Annotated in this window: 16 protein-coding genes; 1 reads left to right on the top strand and 15 read right to left on the bottom strand. The window is 57.2% G+C overall.

Annotated features, from left to right (window positions below; translation table 11 throughout):
- Positions 1-33: 33 nt before the first annotated feature.
- Positions 34-1,110 (top strand): mechanosensitive ion channel family protein, encoded by a 1,077-nt coding sequence (locus LX66_RS21045; RefSeq protein ID WP_145717207.1) that lies wholly within the window; start codon positions 34-36, stop codon positions 1,108-1,110.
- A gap of 14 nt (positions 1,111-1,124) precedes the next feature.
- On the opposite strand, the gene LX66_RS21050 is transcribed toward LX66_RS21045, so the two are convergent.
- The 15 genes from LX66_RS21050 to LX66_RS21120 form a co-directional block, all read right to left on the bottom strand.
- The gene (locus LX66_RS21050) at positions 1,125-1,511 is read right to left on the bottom strand and encodes a VOC family protein (protein WP_145717209.1); all 387 of its coding nucleotides are present in this window, start codon (positions 1,509-1,511) and stop codon (positions 1,125-1,127) included.
- A 151-nt stretch (positions 1,512-1,662) separates the two neighbouring features.
- A complete protein-coding gene (locus LX66_RS21055; protein ID WP_145717211.1) occupies positions 1,663-2,208 on the bottom strand; it encodes a DUF3347 domain-containing protein in 546 nt (181 codons plus the stop codon).
- 35 nt (positions 2,209-2,243) lie between these two features.
- The gene (locus LX66_RS21060; protein ID WP_145717213.1) at positions 2,244-3,464 is read right to left on the bottom strand and encodes an efflux RND transporter periplasmic adaptor subunit; all 1,221 of its coding nucleotides are present in this window, start codon (positions 3,462-3,464) and stop codon (positions 2,244-2,246) included.
- 4 nt (positions 3,465-3,468) lie between these two features.
- Positions 3,469-4,689 carry an efflux RND transporter periplasmic adaptor subunit gene (locus tag LX66_RS21065; protein WP_145717215.1) on the bottom strand — a complete coding sequence of 407 codons (1,221 nt, stop codon included), beginning with the start codon at positions 4,687-4,689 and terminating at the stop codon, positions 3,469-3,471.
- On the bottom strand, positions 4,667-5,917 hold the full coding sequence (locus tag LX66_RS21070; RefSeq protein WP_211366415.1) for a TolC family protein: 1,251 nt from the start codon (positions 5,915-5,917) through the stop codon (positions 4,667-4,669). Before LX66_RS21070 ends, LX66_RS21065 begins: the two co-directional genes overlap by 23 nt.
- Complete coding sequence (locus tag LX66_RS21075) at positions 5,901-7,832, bottom strand: efflux RND transporter permease subunit (protein ID WP_145717220.1); 1,932 nt, start codon at positions 7,830-7,832, stop codon at positions 5,901-5,903. The genes LX66_RS21070 and LX66_RS21075 overlap by 17 nt, the downstream gene beginning before the upstream one ends.
- Positions 7,829-9,115, bottom strand: a complete 1,287-nt coding sequence (locus LX66_RS21080) for an efflux RND transporter permease subunit (RefSeq protein WP_145717222.1) — start codon at positions 9,113-9,115, stop codon at positions 7,829-7,831. The genes LX66_RS21075 and LX66_RS21080 overlap by 4 nt, the downstream gene beginning before the upstream one ends.
- Positions 9,116-9,219: 104 nt before the next feature.
- Positions 9,220-9,630, bottom strand: a complete 411-nt coding sequence (locus tag LX66_RS21085; protein WP_145717224.1) for an HYC_CC_PP family protein — start codon at positions 9,628-9,630, stop codon at positions 9,220-9,222.
- Between the two features lie 69 nt (positions 9,631-9,699).
- A complete protein-coding gene (locus tag LX66_RS21090; protein ID WP_145717226.1) occupies positions 9,700-11,805 on the bottom strand; it encodes a copper-translocating P-type ATPase in 2,106 nt (701 codons plus the stop codon).
- Positions 11,806-11,807: 2 nt separating this feature from the next.
- Positions 11,808-12,029 (bottom strand): heavy-metal-associated domain-containing protein, encoded by a 222-nt coding sequence (locus tag LX66_RS21095; protein WP_145717228.1) that lies wholly within the window; start codon positions 12,027-12,029, stop codon positions 11,808-11,810.
- A gap of 22 nt (positions 12,030-12,051) precedes the next feature.
- A complete protein-coding gene (locus tag LX66_RS21100) occupies positions 12,052-14,325 on the bottom strand; it encodes a heavy metal translocating P-type ATPase (RefSeq protein ID WP_145717230.1) in 2,274 nt (757 codons plus the stop codon).
- Between the two features lie 74 nt (positions 14,326-14,399).
- Positions 14,400-14,969, bottom strand: coding sequence for an AraC family transcriptional regulator (locus LX66_RS21105; protein WP_145717232.1), 570 nt, complete (start codon positions 14,967-14,969; stop codon positions 14,400-14,402).
- A 72-nt stretch (positions 14,970-15,041) separates the two neighbouring features.
- Entirely contained in the window at positions 15,042-15,392 is a 351-nt protein-coding gene (locus LX66_RS21110; protein ID WP_211366417.1) for a sensor histidine kinase, read from the bottom strand.
- A 41-nt stretch (positions 15,393-15,433) separates the two neighbouring features.
- Complete coding sequence (locus LX66_RS21115) at positions 15,434-16,759, bottom strand: sugar porter family MFS transporter (protein ID WP_145717234.1); 1,326 nt, start codon at positions 16,757-16,759, stop codon at positions 15,434-15,436.
- Positions 16,760-16,850: 91 nt separating this feature from the next.
- Positions 16,851-17,183, bottom strand: coding sequence for a DUF4870 domain-containing protein (locus LX66_RS21120; protein WP_145717236.1), 333 nt, complete (start codon positions 17,181-17,183; stop codon positions 16,851-16,853).
- Positions 17,184-17,193 lie beyond the last annotated feature (10 nt).

Here is a 17,193-nt window from a genome sequence, read left to right on the forward strand (position 1 = left end):
CCACAAAAGCATTTCATTTGTAACTTTGGAGATATGCCCGAACAGATCCAACATTTCATCAGCCACCTGCCCGCTTTTATCGGCAACCTGCTGCTGGCGGCCTGTGCGCTTGTTACCGGTCTTTTGATCAAGGGAGCATTAGCGCTGTACCTGCGCAAGTCGCCACAGGCGCCGCCGGAGCATTACTCCATGATCCGGTCCATTATGCGGCGGCTGGGCAGGCCCGTCAATTATTTTTTGCCCATCCTGGTGCTGAATATGGTGATACCGCTGATGACGCTGGGGTCTGAAGAACAGCGGCTGCTCAGTAAGATTGTGGAAGTGTCGCTGATCGTTTCTTTCGGCTACATACTGATCGGTGCGGTAAAGGTGTTCGAGGATTACATCATGCACGCCTACGACCTGCGCAAATCCGACAACCTGCGGGAGCGCAAGATCCGCACGCAACTGCAGTTCCTCCGAAAGCTGTCCATCAGCGTGATCGTGATACTGGTGGTGTGCGCGGTGCTGCTCAGCTTCGACAACCTGCGCAAGATAGGCACCGGCCTGCTGACGGGTGTAGGCGTGGGCGGTATTATTGTGGGCTTCGCGGCACAGCGTTCCCTGGGCAATTTCCTGGCCGGCCTGCAGATAGCCTTTACCCAACCCATACGCATAGACGACGTGCTGGTGGTGGAAGGCGAATGGGGCCGGGTGGAAGAGATCACGCTCACCTATGTGGTGGTGGGCATCTGGGACCAGCGTAAACTGATACTGCCAATCAACTATTTTATTGAGAAACCTTTCCAGAACTGGACCCGCACCGGCTCGGCCATCCTGGGCACCGTGTTCCTGTACCTGGACTATGCGGCACCTATAGAAGCCTTAAGAGCGGAATTTTCGCGCCTGGTAGAGGACCACCCGCTTTGGGACAAGCGCGTAAAAGTGTTGCAGATCACCAACACTACAGAACAGACCATGGAAGTGCGCCTGCTGGTCAGCGCCAGCAACTCCGGCCGGGCCTTTGACCTGCGCTGCGACCTGCGGGAAAAGATGATCGCCTTTATAAAGGAGAAATACCCGGAAAGCCTGCCCAGGACAAGGGCTTCCATTGAAAAAGAGCCGGAGTAATGCGCTGAGCGATACTACATATAAAATACATTGAACCTGTGACCATCCGGATCGGCAAACACGAAACCGTAATAGCCCTTTCCAAACTCTTCCGGCATGGAAACGATCGTTCCCCCGGCTTGCCGCACCTCTTTTTCCCAACTGTCAACCGCTTCCTTACTGTCAGCGGAAAGGGTGAATATAATTTCGTTCCCGGCTTTGGTATCAATTATTTGTCCCTTCATGCCGGGCTCTAACGCATCCTTCAAAAAGAAATGGATAATAAAGTTTTCCTCGCCAAAGAAAAAGCTGGTCAGTTGGTCTGACGCGCCGTTGTGTTTAAACCCGAGCTCCTTATAGAATGCAGTGGTTCGTTCCAAATCCCGGACGCCGAAGTTGGCCCAGATCTTTTTTGTTTTCATACACTAAAGATTTTATCTCAAAAATAGCCCATAAGCGTATCAAAGGAGGTGGCTATTTGCGAAACTTTCAGGGGGCATTTCCGCCATTCCAAACCAAAACGGGCGTTCATAACAAAGGGCCGTTTAAAAGCGGCCCTTTGTTTAGTGTTTGCTATTTAATCGTTTCCTCTATCTCCCCGCAGGTCATCATGGCGTCGCCGAAGTAAGGATTCTGGATATCCTTGCTGGCGGTCAGCCAGTTAGCGCCTTTATCGTCATTGGCCATCGGGCAGAAATCCACGTAGAGCTCCCCGCTGCTTAAGCCGGTGGACTTTACCAGGGCAATCACCTCATTGCTGAGCGTTACATATTCCGCCCGCTGTGCAGCTAGTGAAGAAGCGTTCGCTATTTTACGCGCGCCGTCTGCAATCGCCGTGCCGGCCGGGAGTTCGGCGGCAGCCGTTGCAATGGCTTCCCCTGCATTTTTGGCTTCTGCGGAATCACTGTTGACCAGCGCCGTGGTCAGGTGCACGTAATGCTGGTATACCGCCTGGGCCTTGTCGTCTTTCAGCTTTACAGGAGCAGCGGCAGCGGTGGTTTCCGCCGGTTGCTCATGTCCCGCTGTTGCATCGTTTTTCTGTTCCCCGCTGTTGCCGCAGGCGGCCAGCAGGATCACTGCCAGCAGCGGCAGTCCTGACAGGATGTTCTTTTTCAGCATACTTTGATGTTTTTTCTGTTTGATAAATAAAAATTTTATTCGTGTGCATGGGCATGGCCGGCCATGGGGTCGGCGCCCTTTTTGAGTACGTATTCGCTGTACAGCAGGTAGGCGCCGGTAACCACTACGTTATCGCCGGTCCGCAGCCCTTCCCGGATCTCTACCCGGTCAAAGTTTTCCGTACCGGTCTTTACCATTTGCGGCACAAAGCGGTCGCGGCCTTTCCGGAGCCATACGTGCGCGCCTTTGCCGTCGCGGATCACGGCGTCCGTGGGCAGGGAGATAACGCTGTCCTTATTGCCGGCAGGCAGGTAAATATCCGCCTGCATGCCGGGCTGCCACCGCTGCCCCCTGTTGGGCACCGTACCTCTTACCTGTGCCAGTTGCGTGCCGGTTTGCAGGGCGGGAGCAATAAAATCGATGCGCATGTTCACCGGCGCATCTTCGAAGCCGGCTACGGTAACTTTCACCTGCTCGCCCACCTTTACCTGGTCCAGCTCGGCAGGATATACGTCCGCCTCCACCCAAAGCCGGTCATAATCCTCCAGTTGCATGATGGCGCTGCCTTCGCTGACGTACTGCCCTTCCGCTACTTCCAACACCGCCACTACGCCGTTCACCGGGGCGGTATAGGTCAGGTAAGGATCTGTTTTTTGCTGTTGCCGGATCCTGTCCAGCACCGGCGCAGGCACATCGTACAGCAGTAGCTTCTGCCGCGCGGCGGCGGCAATTTGCCGGAAGCGCTCATTGTCCGGGAAGGCTTCGCTTTGCGCAACGGCCAGCAGGTATTCCTGCTGCAGGCCTGCCAGTTCCTCCGAATAGATGCGGTACAGCGGCTGTCCTTTCCGTACAGGCACGCCCGTTTCCTTCACATACAACTGCTCTATGCGGCCCGGCGCGCGGCTGCTGATATATGCCGTATGCTCCGGGTTCACGGCCAGCCGGCCGTTCAGCCTTTTATAATTGCCCAGCTCCCCGGCGCCTACCCTCATGGTGGTGATATTGGCCAGCGCGATCTGGTTCTTATCCAACTGCAGCGACTTCGATTTCGATGCTGCGCTCACCGGCACCAGGTCCATCCCGCAAATGGGACAGGTGCCCGGCCCCTCCTGCACAACCTGCGGGTGCATGGAGCAGGTATAGGTAACTGCAGCCTCCCCTGCCTGCTTTTTTTTGCCGGTGCTGCAGGCGCCCAGCCATAATGCCGGGGCCAGTAAGGCCATGCCTGCTATTCTTATGAAATCAGCTCTTTGCATATGCTTATTGTTTTTGTGATGCAGCGGCGGTTCTGATAAAACTTTCGCTGTCCACCAGGTAATATGCGTTACGGGCCACCTCCCAGCCGGCCAGGCTGTCCGGCACCTGTATGCGGCCATTGGCTTTCAGTCCTGCCGGGAAACTAACGGGCCGGTATACACGCCCTTCTTTCTTAAACACCACGGAACGGTTGCCCAGTTGCACCACGGCCGCTTCCGGCAGCCACCACCCTTCCGGGGCCGGTACGGCTACCTGCCCTTTCAGCAGGGCGCCTGCCTTGAAGGGCTGCCCGGAGAGGTACACCCTTACCAGGGTAAAGTTCTCCCCGTTGCGGATCACAGGCTGCACCAGCCCGATGGTGGCGGATACTTCCGGGCCGCCGCCGGCCAGGCTTTGCAGCGCCACCGGCAGCCCCTTGCGGATGTAAGCCGCTATGGCCGGCTCCAGCGCAAACTCCGCCACCAGCTTGTCTGCCTTGTAAATGGTGAACAGGCTCTGGCCGGCGCTTACGTACTGCCCTTCCCGCAGCAGCACCGGGGTGTTGGCGGCGGGCGCTGCCGGGGCGGCCGGCATGGCAGGTGCCGCGCCCATAGCGCCCATGCCATCCCCGCTGGCGGAGGGCGCAGGTACCGCAGCAGCCGTGGCTGCACGGGCCGCCTTATCAATAATATACCCGTTCGCGTTACTATACAGGGGGACCTTGTACAAAGGCTTTTTGGTACGTAGCACCTGCTCCAGTTGCTGCGCGGTCATGCCCAGCAGCAGCAGGCGCTGCCTGGCGCGGCCCAGCAGCGCAGGGTCCGTGCCGGTTTCCGCGATGTACAGCAGCTCCCGCTGCGCGGCTACCAGCTCCGGGGAGTAGATCTCCATAATGAGCTGCCCTTTCCGTACCGGCTGGTAGTTGTACCTGATGTACAGCCTTTCTATGCGCCCGGCTACCCTGGCGGCCATGGAGGTTTCGCTGCGGGTATCGTACACGGCTACACCCTGTATCTCCCGGGTAATGGCGCCGCCACCCTGCTCCGGCCGGACAGCGCCTATCTGCGCGATCACCTGTTCGTTCACCGGCTGCAGCAGGGGCGCCAGCGCCGTATCCGTTACATACTGGTGCGCAGCGCCATGCCGGTCCTGCGAGGGTGCCTGTTCCTGCTGTCCGCAGGCTGCCAGCAGCAGCGCCGCTACGCATAACAGCGTGCCTGTTTTAACGATATAATGCTTTTTCATATTCCACGATCATTTCATAATAACGGAGCTTTTCGTCCAGCAGGCCGGACTGCGCCATGGTCAGCGCTTCCCAGGCGTCAATGATCACAGGCAGCTCCAGCCTGTTCTCCTGGTAAGAAAGAAAATCCGCGTCCAGGGTGCGCTGCAGGGCGGGAATGATCTTGCTTTCCGTAATGGCGATATGCTCCTGCATATTGCGGATCTCCTCCTCCATCCCGTACAGCATGCCCTGCGTTTCCTGCAGCATACCCGCCTTTTCCATCTCCATGGATTGTACGTTCAGCTCCATGGCCTTTACTTCATTCTTATACATCCTGGAGGCCCAGGGCACAATGGGAATGCTCACCATGCCCATCACGCTGTACATCCTGGGCATACCGGCCCCAAAAGGAGACATATGGCTGAAGCTCACTTTGAAATCGGGCTTCCGTTCCTGTTTCATCGCATCAATATTGAGCTGCATGGAATGTATGCCCGCATTCATTTTCCATACGTCCTTGCGGGCAGCCGCCAGCGCAGCGGTGTCATAGGTGGCGGCCGGGGCAAATACCGGCTCCAGGCTGGTATCTATCCGGAACGCTTCCGTGCCGGGCCGGTTCATCAGGCTGTTGAGCCAGGCCCGCGCCTTATCTATCAGCCCGTGCTGCATATGGATCATATTATGGTTGCCGGTGACCCGCGCTTCCGCTTTATAGATGCTGCCCAACTGCGACTGGTTGTAAGGATATCTTACCTCCGCGATCTTCTTCATCGTTTCTATGATCTGCTGGTTCTGCTGCAGCAGGCGGATGCGCTCCGCCGCAATGATCCAGTTATAGTACAGGCGCTTTGCCTGGGCCCGCAGGTCGTTCAGGGTTACCTCCCGGCCGGCCATGGCGATGTCGCCCTGCGAGGCGATGTAGCGCTGTTTGGCCCGCAGCCTGGCGGTATTCGGAATATCCTGTTCTACCTGAAACATCAGGGAGCCTTTGTTCCCTTCCATTACCTTTTGCCCGGGATAAGGCGTCATAAAGGTGCCGGCGCCCACCATCGGGGCCATCCAGGCCGTAGCGGCATCGGCGCTGTACCGGTAGGCTTCCGCTTTCAGAGCGTAGGCGCGCAACTGTATGTTATTGCGGTCTATCCTTTGCAGGATGGTATCCAGTGACAGCACAGGCGCATGCTGCGCCAGCGCCGGCAATGACAACAGGCACAGGAGCCATCCCGCGGTTCTAATGGTGCGTAGCATATACTTCCAGTTTGCCATGTTTACGTAATTCATATTCCTTCGTCATTAAAAAGATGAGGGGCGTTACCAGCAGGATGTGAATAGCCGAGGTAAATACGCCGCCTATCATGGGCAGCACAATGGGCTTCATCACATCGGTGCCTACACCCGTGGCCCACAGCACCGGCACCAGCCCGAACAGGGATACGCATACGGTCATGAGCTTGGGGCGGAGACGCCTGGCCGCGCCCGCCACTACATACTCCCGCAGGTCCTCCCTCGTGATGGTAGCCGATGAATTGCCTTGCTGCTTCACCAGTTGCTGCATGGCATCGTTGAGGTAAATCACCATTACGATGCCGGTTTCCACGGCAATGCCGAACAGGGCGATGAAGCCTACCGCTACCGCAATGGACAGGTGCACGCCCCAGGCGTAAATGATATAGGCCCCGCCAATGAGCGCAAAGGGTACGGTGATCAGGCTGAGCAGCGCTTCGCGGATGGAATGGAAAGCGAAGTACAGCGAAAAGAAGATAACGACCAGCACTACCGGCGCTATCCACAGGAGGGTTCGCTGCCCGCGGATCAGGTTCTCGTACTGCCCGCTCCATTCCAGGAAATAGCCCTGCGGCAAAATGCCCTGTTCGCGGTTCACCTTGTCCATAGCCTCCTGCACGGTGCCCCCCAGGTCGCGGCCCCGCACGTTGAACATCACCGCGCCGCGCAGGATGGCGTTTTCTGAAGTGATCATGGGCGGGCCGTCCTCAAAGCGGATGTCGGCCACTTCGCCCAAAGGCACTTCGCCAAAGGCGGGAGAGCGCAACGGGATGCGGCGTATCCGCTCCACGCTGTTACGGAAGTCCTGCGCCAGCCGCACGCTGATGGCGAAACGCCGCCGCCCTTCAATGGTATTGCCTACGGCGGCCCCACCCAGGGCGGTTTCCACGGTGCGGTTCACATCATCTACCGTCAGCCCGTAGCGGGCCAGTGCATCCCGCCGGATGTCCACTGCCAGGTACTTGCCGCCGGTTACCGGCTCCACGTACAGGTCCTGCACGCCGGGCGTACCTTCCAGCGCCCTGCGCACTTTTTCGGAAACGGAGGCAATGGTGTCCAGGTCCTGCCCGAACACTTTAATGCCCACATCCGTGCGCACGCCGGTAGACAGCATGTTGATGCGGTTGATGATAGGCTGGGTCCAGCCGTTCACCACGCCGGGTATCTGCAGTTTGGTGTCCAGCTCACGGATAATGTCCTTTTTGGTGATGCCCTCCCGCCACTCGCTTTTGGGCTTCAGCATAATGATGGTCTCTATCATGCTCATGGGCGCGTTATCCGTAGCGGTGCTGGCGCGGCCGGCCTTTCCCAGCACCTTGCTCACTTCCGGTGTGGCGCTGATGATCTTGTCCTGCACCTGCAGGATGCGCTTGATCTCCGCATTGCTCACATCCGGCAGCGTCACCGGCATAAAGAGGATGCTCTGCTCATCCAGCGGGGGCATAAACTCCGTGCCTACACTGCGCAGCAGGGGAATGGAAATGAGCAGGGCCAGTATGTTCAGGGCCAGGGTGGTTTTGCGCCAGCGCAGCACCCAGCGGATCACGGGCTCGTATATACGTTCCAGGAAGCGGTTCACCGGGTTGGCCTGCGGCCGGAAATTTCCTTTCATAAAGAAGGAGATCAGCACCGGGGCCAGGGTAATGACCAGCACGGCATCTACCATCATGATGAAGGTTTTGGTAAAAGCCAGCGGGTGGAACAGCTTCCCCTCCTGCCCCGTGAGCATAAACACCGGCAGGAAAGAGGTAATGATGATCACCGTGGCAAAGAACACGCCGCGGGACACCTGCTTGCTGGATTGCTCTATTACGGCCAGGCGCTCCTCTTCCGTGATCCAGGAAGGTTTTTTGCGAAATATTTTTCTCAGCCGGTTCATAATTGCTCTTTTTGGGTACTTGCATACCGTTCTGATAAATGTTTATAGGCATTCTCGCTCATGATAATGCCATTGTCCACGATCACGCCGATAGCCAGGGCAATACCGGTCAGCGACATGATGTTGGAGGTGATGCCGAAAGCGTTCAGCAGGATAAAGCTGATGGCCAGCGTAACGGGTATCTGTATAATGATGCTGAGCGCGCTTCTCCAGTGGAACAGGAAGATGATCACCACGATGGACACTACGATCATTTCTTCGATGAGCGTGCGCTTGATGGAGTTGATGGACTCCTTGATGAGCGTGCCGCGGTCGTAAATAATATCGAACTGTACGCCGGGGGGCAGACCTTTGGCCACTTCCTTCATTTTTGCCTTTACCCGGTCTATCACGGCGTCGGCATTCTCGCCGTAGCGCATTACCACGATACCGCCTACACGCTCGCCCCTGCCGTCCTGGTCAAAGATGCCGAGCCGGGGCTCGCCGGTCATTTGCACACTGGCAATGTCTCCCACTTTGACGGGAATGGAGCCCTGTGTTTTCACCGGTATGTCGCGGATCTGGTCCAGGGACTGCAGGTAGCCGCTGGTCTTGATGATGTAACCGATGCCGCTCAATTCAAACTTGCGGCCGCCGGACTCGTTATTATTGGCGCGTATGGCGCTGATCACCTCCGGCACGCTGAGCTTGTAATAGAGCAGCTTGTTGGGGTCCAGCGTCACCTGGTACTCCTGCTGCGACCCGCCGAAGGAAGCGATCTCGCTTACGCCGGGCACATTCTGCAGGGCGAATTTGATGTACCAGTCCTGGATGGCGCGCTGTTCTCCCAGGTTGATGTCCGGCGCATCCAGGGTATACCAGAGGATATGGCCCACGCCGGTGCCGTCCGGCCCCAGGGTGGGCGCTACGCCTTCCGGCAACTGGCGGGCAATGGTGCTGAGCTTCTCCAGCACTCTTTCCCTGGCCCAGTAAATGTCCACATCATCCTCGAAAATGATGAAGATGAAGCTCATACCGAACATGGAGGACCCGCGCACGTATTTGACCCGCGGAATGCCCTGCAGGTTGGTGACCAGCGGGTAGGTCACCTGGTCCTCTATCAGCCGGGGACCGCGCCCCATCCATTCCGTGAACACGATCACCTGGTTCTCCGACAGGTCGGGGATGGCGTCTATGGGATTCTCCCTGACGGCAAACACGCCCCAGGCAAACAGGCCGGCGGCCAGTACGATCACGATGAAACGGTTACGCAATGACCATTCAATGATCCGGTGTACTAACATGATGTACGAAGTATGAAGTATGAAATAGGATGTATGACGTATAATGAGCGCGCAGGAAAGCGCGTAATGCCGGCGCAGGATGCGCGCGAAAGAGGGGTATTATATCAGATGCGGAAATTACAATGCAGCAGGAAAACGGGGACATCTGCTGCCGGGGGCGGCCCTGTAGTAACGGGGAAAGCGGTAGCCAGGCTGGTAACAGGCGCTGCCGGCATCACGGAGACATAGGCCGGGATCAGCGCCACCGGCGTAAACACCAGTTGCGAAGCGCTTGCGGGCAGGCGCTGGTCCTTTTTCAGCTTCAGCTCCTTGAACTGATCCTCGCAGCACTGCTTTTTGGCAATGCCGGTACCTGCAGGAACCTTCTTCATGCCGCATTTGCCGCAGCGTTCCTTTTCGCTACTGCCTAACTGCCACTCCACCAGCTTGCCCATGCAGTAATGCAACTGCACCGGGGCGCCGGTAACGGTGCCCATGTAGATAAAGGTCAATATGAGCGTAATGAGTCGCTTCATGTGCTTACAAAGGTACGTTTAAAAATCATCCGTAGCATATCATGCTAAAATCATGTAAAAGGAAGCTGTTTAAATGTAAGTTCCTCCCTGCCTGTTCCCGATCTTTTTCCTTAACAGTTGGGCATTGATGGCTACGATAATGGTGCTTAGGCTCATAAAGACCGCGCCCACGGCCGGCCCCAGTACAAACCCGGTTTGGTACAGCACGCCGGCGGCCAGCGGAATGGCGACGGCGTTATACGCGGTAGCCCACACCAGGTTCTGGATCATTTTACGGTAGGTGGCCTTGCCAAAGAGAATGAGATGGGCAATATCCTCCGGGTTGCTGTTCACCAGCACAATATCGGCGGTTTCGGCCGCTACGTCCGTGCCGCTGCCTATTGCAATGCCTACATCTGCCTGCGCCAGCGCTGGCGCATCGTTTACGCCGTCGCCCGTCATGGCTACAAACTCCCCTTTATCCTGCAACTGCTTTACAATTTCTACTTTCTGGTGGGGCAGCACTTCGGCATAAAAGCCGTCCAGGCCCAGTTCCTTGCTGACTGCTTCCGCTACGGTCTTATTGTCGCCGGTAGCCATAAAGACCCTGATGTTATTTCTTTTAAAGGTTTCAATAGCGCCCTTGCTTTCCGGTCTTACCGCATCCGCCAGGGCAATGTACCCGGCGACGTTTGCATCCACCAGCACAAACACCACCGTTTCCGCCTTGCTGGAGACGGCCCCTTCCGGGACGGCCAGGTTGTTCTCCTTCAGGTAGCCCGGGCTTACCACCTTTACCGCCCTGCCTTCCACCGTTGCCTCCACCCCCTGGCCGGTAATGGCATTGAACGCTTCCGCTTCCGGGATACGGATGTCCAGCTCCTTTATTTTACGGACAATGCCCACCGCAATGGGATGCTCCGAGGTTTGTTCCAGCGCGCCGGCCAGCCGCAGCACCTCTTCCTTTGTAAAACCGGGAGCAGCCGTTTCAAAGCGGGTAACGCCGAACACGCCGGTGGTGAGCGTGCCGGTTTTGTCAAACAGCAGGGCCGTTATTTTGCGGGATTCCTCGAAGGCGGTACGGTTGCGGATCAATAAACCGTTTTGCGCCGACACGGCAGTGGAAATAGCCACCACCAGCGGTATGGCCAGGCCCAATGCATGCGGGCAGGTGATCACCATAACGGTCACCATCCGCTCCAGCGAAAAAACAAAGGACTGCCCGGCCACCAGCCAGGCGGCCAGCGTACCAAAGCCCACCGCCAGGGCTATATAGGTAAGCCATTTGGCGGCACGGTCAGACAAGTTCTGCATCCTGGACTTGGTTTGCTGCGCCTCTTCCACCAGCCTGATCACTTTATTCAGGTAGCTGTCCTTCCCGGTGTGCTCCACCTGCACCCTGAGGGAGCCGTTCCCGTTAACAGAGCCGCCGATCACCTTGTTCCCCTTTTCCTTTTTAACAGGTTTTGATTCACCGGTAAGCATGGATTCATCCAGGTAACTGCTGCCCTCAACAATAGTGCTGTCCGCCGGTACTTTTTCACCCGGCTTGACCAGTATGATATCATCCTTTTCCAGGGCTTCCAGCTTCACATCTTCCACCTGTCCGTCCGCTTTTACCCGGTGGGCCTCCGCGGGCATCATGCTCACCAGCAACTGCAGGGCTTTGGATGCGCCCAGTACGGACTTCATTTCCAGCCAGTGCCCCAGCAGCATAATATCGATCAGGGTAGCCAGCTCCCAGAAAAAGTCCATACCCTTCAATCCCAGCACGGTAGCAGCGCTGTAGCAATAAGCCACGGTAATGGCCAGGGCGATCAGGGTCATCATACCCGGGCCTTTTTGCTTCAGCTCCGCTACAAAACCCTGCAGGAAGGGCCAGCCACCCCAGCCATACACGAAGGTGGACAACGCCAGCAGGATGTAGGCATTGCCCGGCAGCTCCAGGGTATAGCCCAGCATCTGCTGGATCATGGGAGACAGCACCAGGATGGGAATGGTAAGCACCGTAGATACCCAGAAGCGTTTCCGGAAATCGGCGATCATCATCTGGTGATGGTCGTGCCCCTGTGCGCCCATGGGCACACTGCCATGATCGTGGCGCATTTTGCCATGATCCGTTTGAGAATGGTGCGCGTGCGCAGGGTGCTCCTCATGCTGATGCTGCTCGTGCGGGTTATGTTGATGGTGATCCATGTTTAAGACTTTTCCAGTTCTTCCGCCCTGTAACCGGCCTTTTGCAGGGCTTCGATCACATCAGCGCCGGATATTGCCCGGCTGCTGTCTACCACCAGCACCTTATCCGGGCTCTCCAGGTCTACTTTCCAGCTATCCTGGCCGGATACTTCATTGAGGAATGGCGTTACAGTGGCAATACAACCGGAGCATTTAATGTTCGTCTTGAATTTCAGTGTTTCCATGATGTTTCTCTTTTTATAGTGTTTATAGTTTTGTCATTTTCAGGCGCAGGCTGTTGCTTACAACGGATACAGAGCTTAAGGCCATGGCCGCTCCTGCGATCATCGGGTCCAGCAGGAAGCCGTTTACCGGGTACAGCACGCCGGCGGCCAGCGGGATACCTATTACATTGTAGATAAAAGCCCAGAAAAGGTTCTGCCGGATAGTGCGCACCGTTTTGCGGGAGAGGCGCAGCACTTGGGGCAGGGCGTCCAGCCGGGAAGTGACCAGGGTGATCCGGGCTACGTCCATCGCGATGTCGGAACCTTTGCCCATGGCAATGCTCACATCCGCTTCCGCCAGGGCGTGGCTGTCATTGATGCCGTCGCCCACCATGGCCACTACTTTCCCCTGCTGCTGCAGCTCTTTTACAAAGCCGGCTTTTTCCGCCGGCAGCACGCCGGCTTTAAACGAGCCGATATTCACCTGCTTCGCCACAGCAGCGGCGGTTTGCGCATTATCGCCCGTCAGCATGTATACCGCAACCCCCTGCCGCTGCAGAGCAGCGATCGCCTCCGCGGAGCCGGGCTTTATTTTATCGGCGATGGCAATGATGCCGCACACCTTGCTGCCGGCCGCAAAAACGATCACGGTTTGGGCGGCGGACTGCCATTCGATCACTTTGGCGGCCAGGCGCCCGTCCATCTGCACCCCCTGCTCTTCCATCAGCCGGGTATTGCCGGCCAGGTAGCGGCGGCCTTCCACCTGCGCCTGTATGCCTTTACCGGTAATGCCGGTGATCCTGTCTAACGCCGCCGGCTGCACGCCCTGCTCCTGCAAGGCGCTGACCACCGCTGTGGCCAGCGGGTGCTCCGACTGCCGCTCCATAGCCAGGAGTATGCTTTTCCAGTTGGCCACTGCAGCCTCCTGTACAAAATACATTTGCGTTACCGCGGGCCTGCCTTCGGTGATGGTGCCGGTTTTATCCAGCACTACCGCATTTACGCGGTGCGCCAGCTCCAGGCTTTCCGCATCCCGGATCAGCATGTGATGATCTGCGCCCCTGCCCACGCCCACCATGATGGCGGTAGGTGTGGCCAGGCCCAGCGCACAGGGGCAGGCGATCACCAGCACGGTCACTGCTGCCAGCAGCGCATGGGTAAAGGCATGCTGCCCGCCGGCCAGCATCCACACAATAAACGTAAGGATGGCAATGCCGATCACGACCGGCACAAAAATGCCGGCCACCTTGTCTACCAGCTTCTGCACAGGGGCCTTGCTGCCCTGCGCTTCCTGCACCATTTTAATGATCTGCGCCAGCACGGTATCCCCTCCTACTTTGGCGGCCCTGAACTGGAAGCTGCCCTGCTGGTTGACCGTACCGGCGAACACCTGTGCGCCGCCGTTCTTCAGCACGGGCACCGGTTCTCCGCTGATCATGCTTTCATCTACATAGGATTCGCCCTGGAAAACCACGCCGTCCACGGGGATCTTCTCACCCGGCTTTACCAGCAGGATATCTCCCACCTGCACCTGCTCCACGGGGATAGGCTCCATCTGCCCGTTGCTATGTACGATCGTTACCGTTTTAGGCTGCAGGCCCATCAGCTTTTTGATGGCGGCGGAGGTGCCGGCCCGGGCCTTTTCCTCCAGCAGCTTGCCCAGGGAAATGAAGGCGATGATCACGGCGGCCGCCTCAAAATATACATGGGCATGCAGGCCGCGCTGGTGCCAGAACTGCGGGTAAATAGTGTTGAATGTGCTGAAGACCCAGGCAATACCGGTGCTTAAGGCCACCAGGGTGTCCATATTGGCTTTCCGGTGCCGGGCCTGCTTCCAGGCATTGATAAAGAAATGGCGTCCCAGCCACCCTACTACCGGTGTAGCCAGCGCCATCATGATCCAGTTGGCGTAAGGCATGTTCATGAAGAACATCCCGATCACCACCAGCGGCAAAGCCAGCAGGGAAGCCCAGATGGTCCGGGTCTTCAGCGCCTGGTACTGCCGGCGCTCCGCCGCTTCCTGTGCTTCCTGCTGGTGCTCCGTAGCAATTACCAGGTCGTAACCAATGGAGCGCACCGCCTGCTGCAATGCCTGCGGCGTAGCCGCCTGCGGGTTATAGCGCACCCAGGCGCTGCGGCTGGCGAAGTTTACACCGGCCTCTTCCACGCCTGCTACGGAGCGCAGCATGGACTCCACGCTCACCGCGCAGGCCGCACAGGTCATTTCCAGTACGGGAAAGGTTGCTTTTATGGATGGAGCGGCCCCGCGGCCGCGGCTTGCTTGCTTGTTGTCTATCGTCAGTGTATCTGTATCCATGCCTGTTCTTTTCTGCAAAATTACCTGCTGGCAGGGGGTATATCCTTACACTATAAGGGGGAAGATGTATATAATTATGGGGTGCGCGCTTTGCGGATCTTTATGAAATGAGAAGGATTGAGCCCGGTTTGCGCCTTGAACTGGCGGGACAGGTGCGCTTCGCTGCTGAAGCCCAGCCGGAAAGCAATATCCGCTACGGTAGCCGGCGTATACACCAGCAGCTCCTTGATCTTCTCCACGCGGTAGCCAATGATGTACTTTTCCAGCGTTATGCCTTCCGCGGCGGAAAAGGCTTCGCTGATCGTATCATAAGGCCGTTGCAGTTTTTCGGCGGCCCATTGGGAGAAGCGGAACTGCGGCGGAAAATCAAAATCGCCGCTGTACACGGTTTCCACCAGCGCCCGGATGCTTTTTACCAGTTGCAGTTGTTTATCTTCCAGCAGGGAGAACCCTAACGCTTCCAGCTTTTCCGCAATGCGATCCATATCCGGCGGGGCGGGCGCCAGGAAAGCAGCGGCGCCCAGCTCCAGGTGCGTCACCCCGTAGCCAGGCTGCTCCAGCGCCTCCCGCACGGCCGAGACGCAACGCTGGCAAACCATTCCTTTAATGTAGATCGTATATTCCTGCATAGGCGTATGCTGCAAATATCCGGATATCCGGGTAAACGGCAGTTACATAATTGGCGGCAAAAATTGCAGGAATGGGAACAGGCGGCATCAGAAGCGCAGCTCAAAGCAGGTACCTTCCCCGGGCGCGCTGTCAAAGCGGATGCTGCCGCCCAGCAATTCAGTGTAGTATTTTACAATATTCAGTCCCAGCCCCGTGCCTTGTATCCTGCCTGCATTACTGGCCCGGAAAAAGCCGCTGAAGATGCGCTGCTGGTCTTCAGGGGGGATACCGATACCATAATCCCTTACGCGGATGGTGAGCGTCCCGTCGCACAGCGCGGTATGGAGGTCTATGGGCTGGTGCTCACCGGAATACTTGCTGGCATTTGTTTTCCGGCCTTCTTCATCGCCTCCCATCTGCTGCTCCAGCAGGTAGGTGCCGGACAGGATCGCGCTCAAGGGGGGGCCCGGAAACGCGCTGTTCCACTCCCCAACCCGTCTTAGCGCAGCACCGCCTTGCTTAATTCCTCCAGCGATTTGCCCCTGGTTTCCGGCAGCATCTTCACGGCAAACAGCAAATGCAGGACCATGGCTATGCAAAAGAAGCTGAACGCGAACGTGCCGCCATAAGGCAGTTCCGCCACCATGGGAAAGAGCCAGGTCATGACCGCCGCCCAGAACCAGTGCGTGAAGCTGCCCAGGGCCTGCCCCTTGGCGCGCACGGAGTTGGGGAAGATCTCCGCCAGGAACACCCATATCACGGCGCCCTGTGAAAATGCAAAGCTGGCAATAAAGCCCACCAGGTAAATGAGCACCATATAACCGCCAAAATCCTGGTAGTAAAAGGCGCGGGCGGTAAGCCCCAGGAAAAGGATCATGCCCACGGAGCCGGCTATCAGCAGGGTCCTCCTGCCGAATTTATCGATCACGGACATAGCGATCACGGTAAACACCATGTTGGTCAGCCCGATCAGCACGGCCTGCAGTAAGGCGGTATCGCGGGCCAGGCCGGTCATGGAAAAAATGCGGGGCGCGTAGTACATGATGGCGTTGATACCGGAGAACTGGTTGAAGGTGGCCAGCAGCACCGCGCACATCACCGGGAAGGAAAACCTGCGGGTGAACAGCTTTTCGGTTTGCCCGCTGCTTTCGGCTTTCAGGGAGTCTGCGATCTCCGCCACGATCCCGTCTGCATCCCGGTTGCCCAGCGCCGCCAGCACGCGGCGGGCATCTTCGGTACGATGGCGTTTCATGAGCCAGCGGGGGCTTTCCGGTATAAAGTACAGCAGCAGGAAAAATATGAGCGAGGGCACGGCCTGTATGCCCAGCATCCAGCGCCAGGCATCCGTAGCCACCCAATTGTTGATAAAGTAATTGGAAAAATAGGCCAGCAGGATGCCCAGCACTATATTGAACTGGAACAGGGCCACCAGGCGGCCGCGCAAACGCGGCGGGGCTATTTCGGAAATATACATAGGGCCTGCCACGGAAGAGGCGCCGATGCCCAGGCCGCCCATAAAGCGGTACACCAGGAAGGACAGCCAGGATTGCGACAGCCCGCAGCCCAGGGCGGACACGATATACAGCACCGCCACTATCACCAGCACTTTCTTGCGGCCATATTTGTCCAGCGGGGCGCCGCAGCCTATGGCGCCTATAATGGTGCCTATCAGCGCAATGGCGTTGGTAAAGCCGTGCCAGAAGCCTTCCAGGTGAAACACTTCTTTAATGGATTGCTCTGCGCCGGAAATAACAGCGGTATCTGCACCGAATAAAAGCCCGCCTAGCGCAGCCACCAGGCAGCCGGTGAATAGTTGTTTGTTCATTTGTGCATCATTGATTTACGTATACTCGCTACTGTTGGACAGTGGAATTTATCGTTTTAAGATACACAAATTTTACTTCCTGCTTCCTACATTAATGCAGGAAGCTGAATTTGTTTTCGAACAGCTTGCCGATCACAGGCACCGGTTTGCAGGCTTCATTGGAGGCGGTAATGATGCCCAGTATTAACAATATCAATGGAAGAAGGCCGGCAATGGACAGCACCGTGGCCAGGGAGGGGATCACCGCGGTTACAATACCGATGGCTATGCTGAGCACGATGGAGGCAATGAACACGCCCAGCGCCTGCTCCAGGTGGTAGCGCAGCAGCGGCGTTTTTTCCTGGTTGTTCCTGTACTGTACATAGGCAATCACCCATCCTATGATGGTGATGTAGGCAACGATCGCTAAAGTTTTGTTGTTCATGATCTTACTT

Origin of the sequence: Chitinophaga japonensis, from assembly GCF_007830125.1 — a bacterium.
Classification (GTDB): domain Bacteria; phylum Bacteroidota; class Bacteroidia; order Chitinophagales; family Chitinophagaceae; genus Chitinophaga; species Chitinophaga japonensis.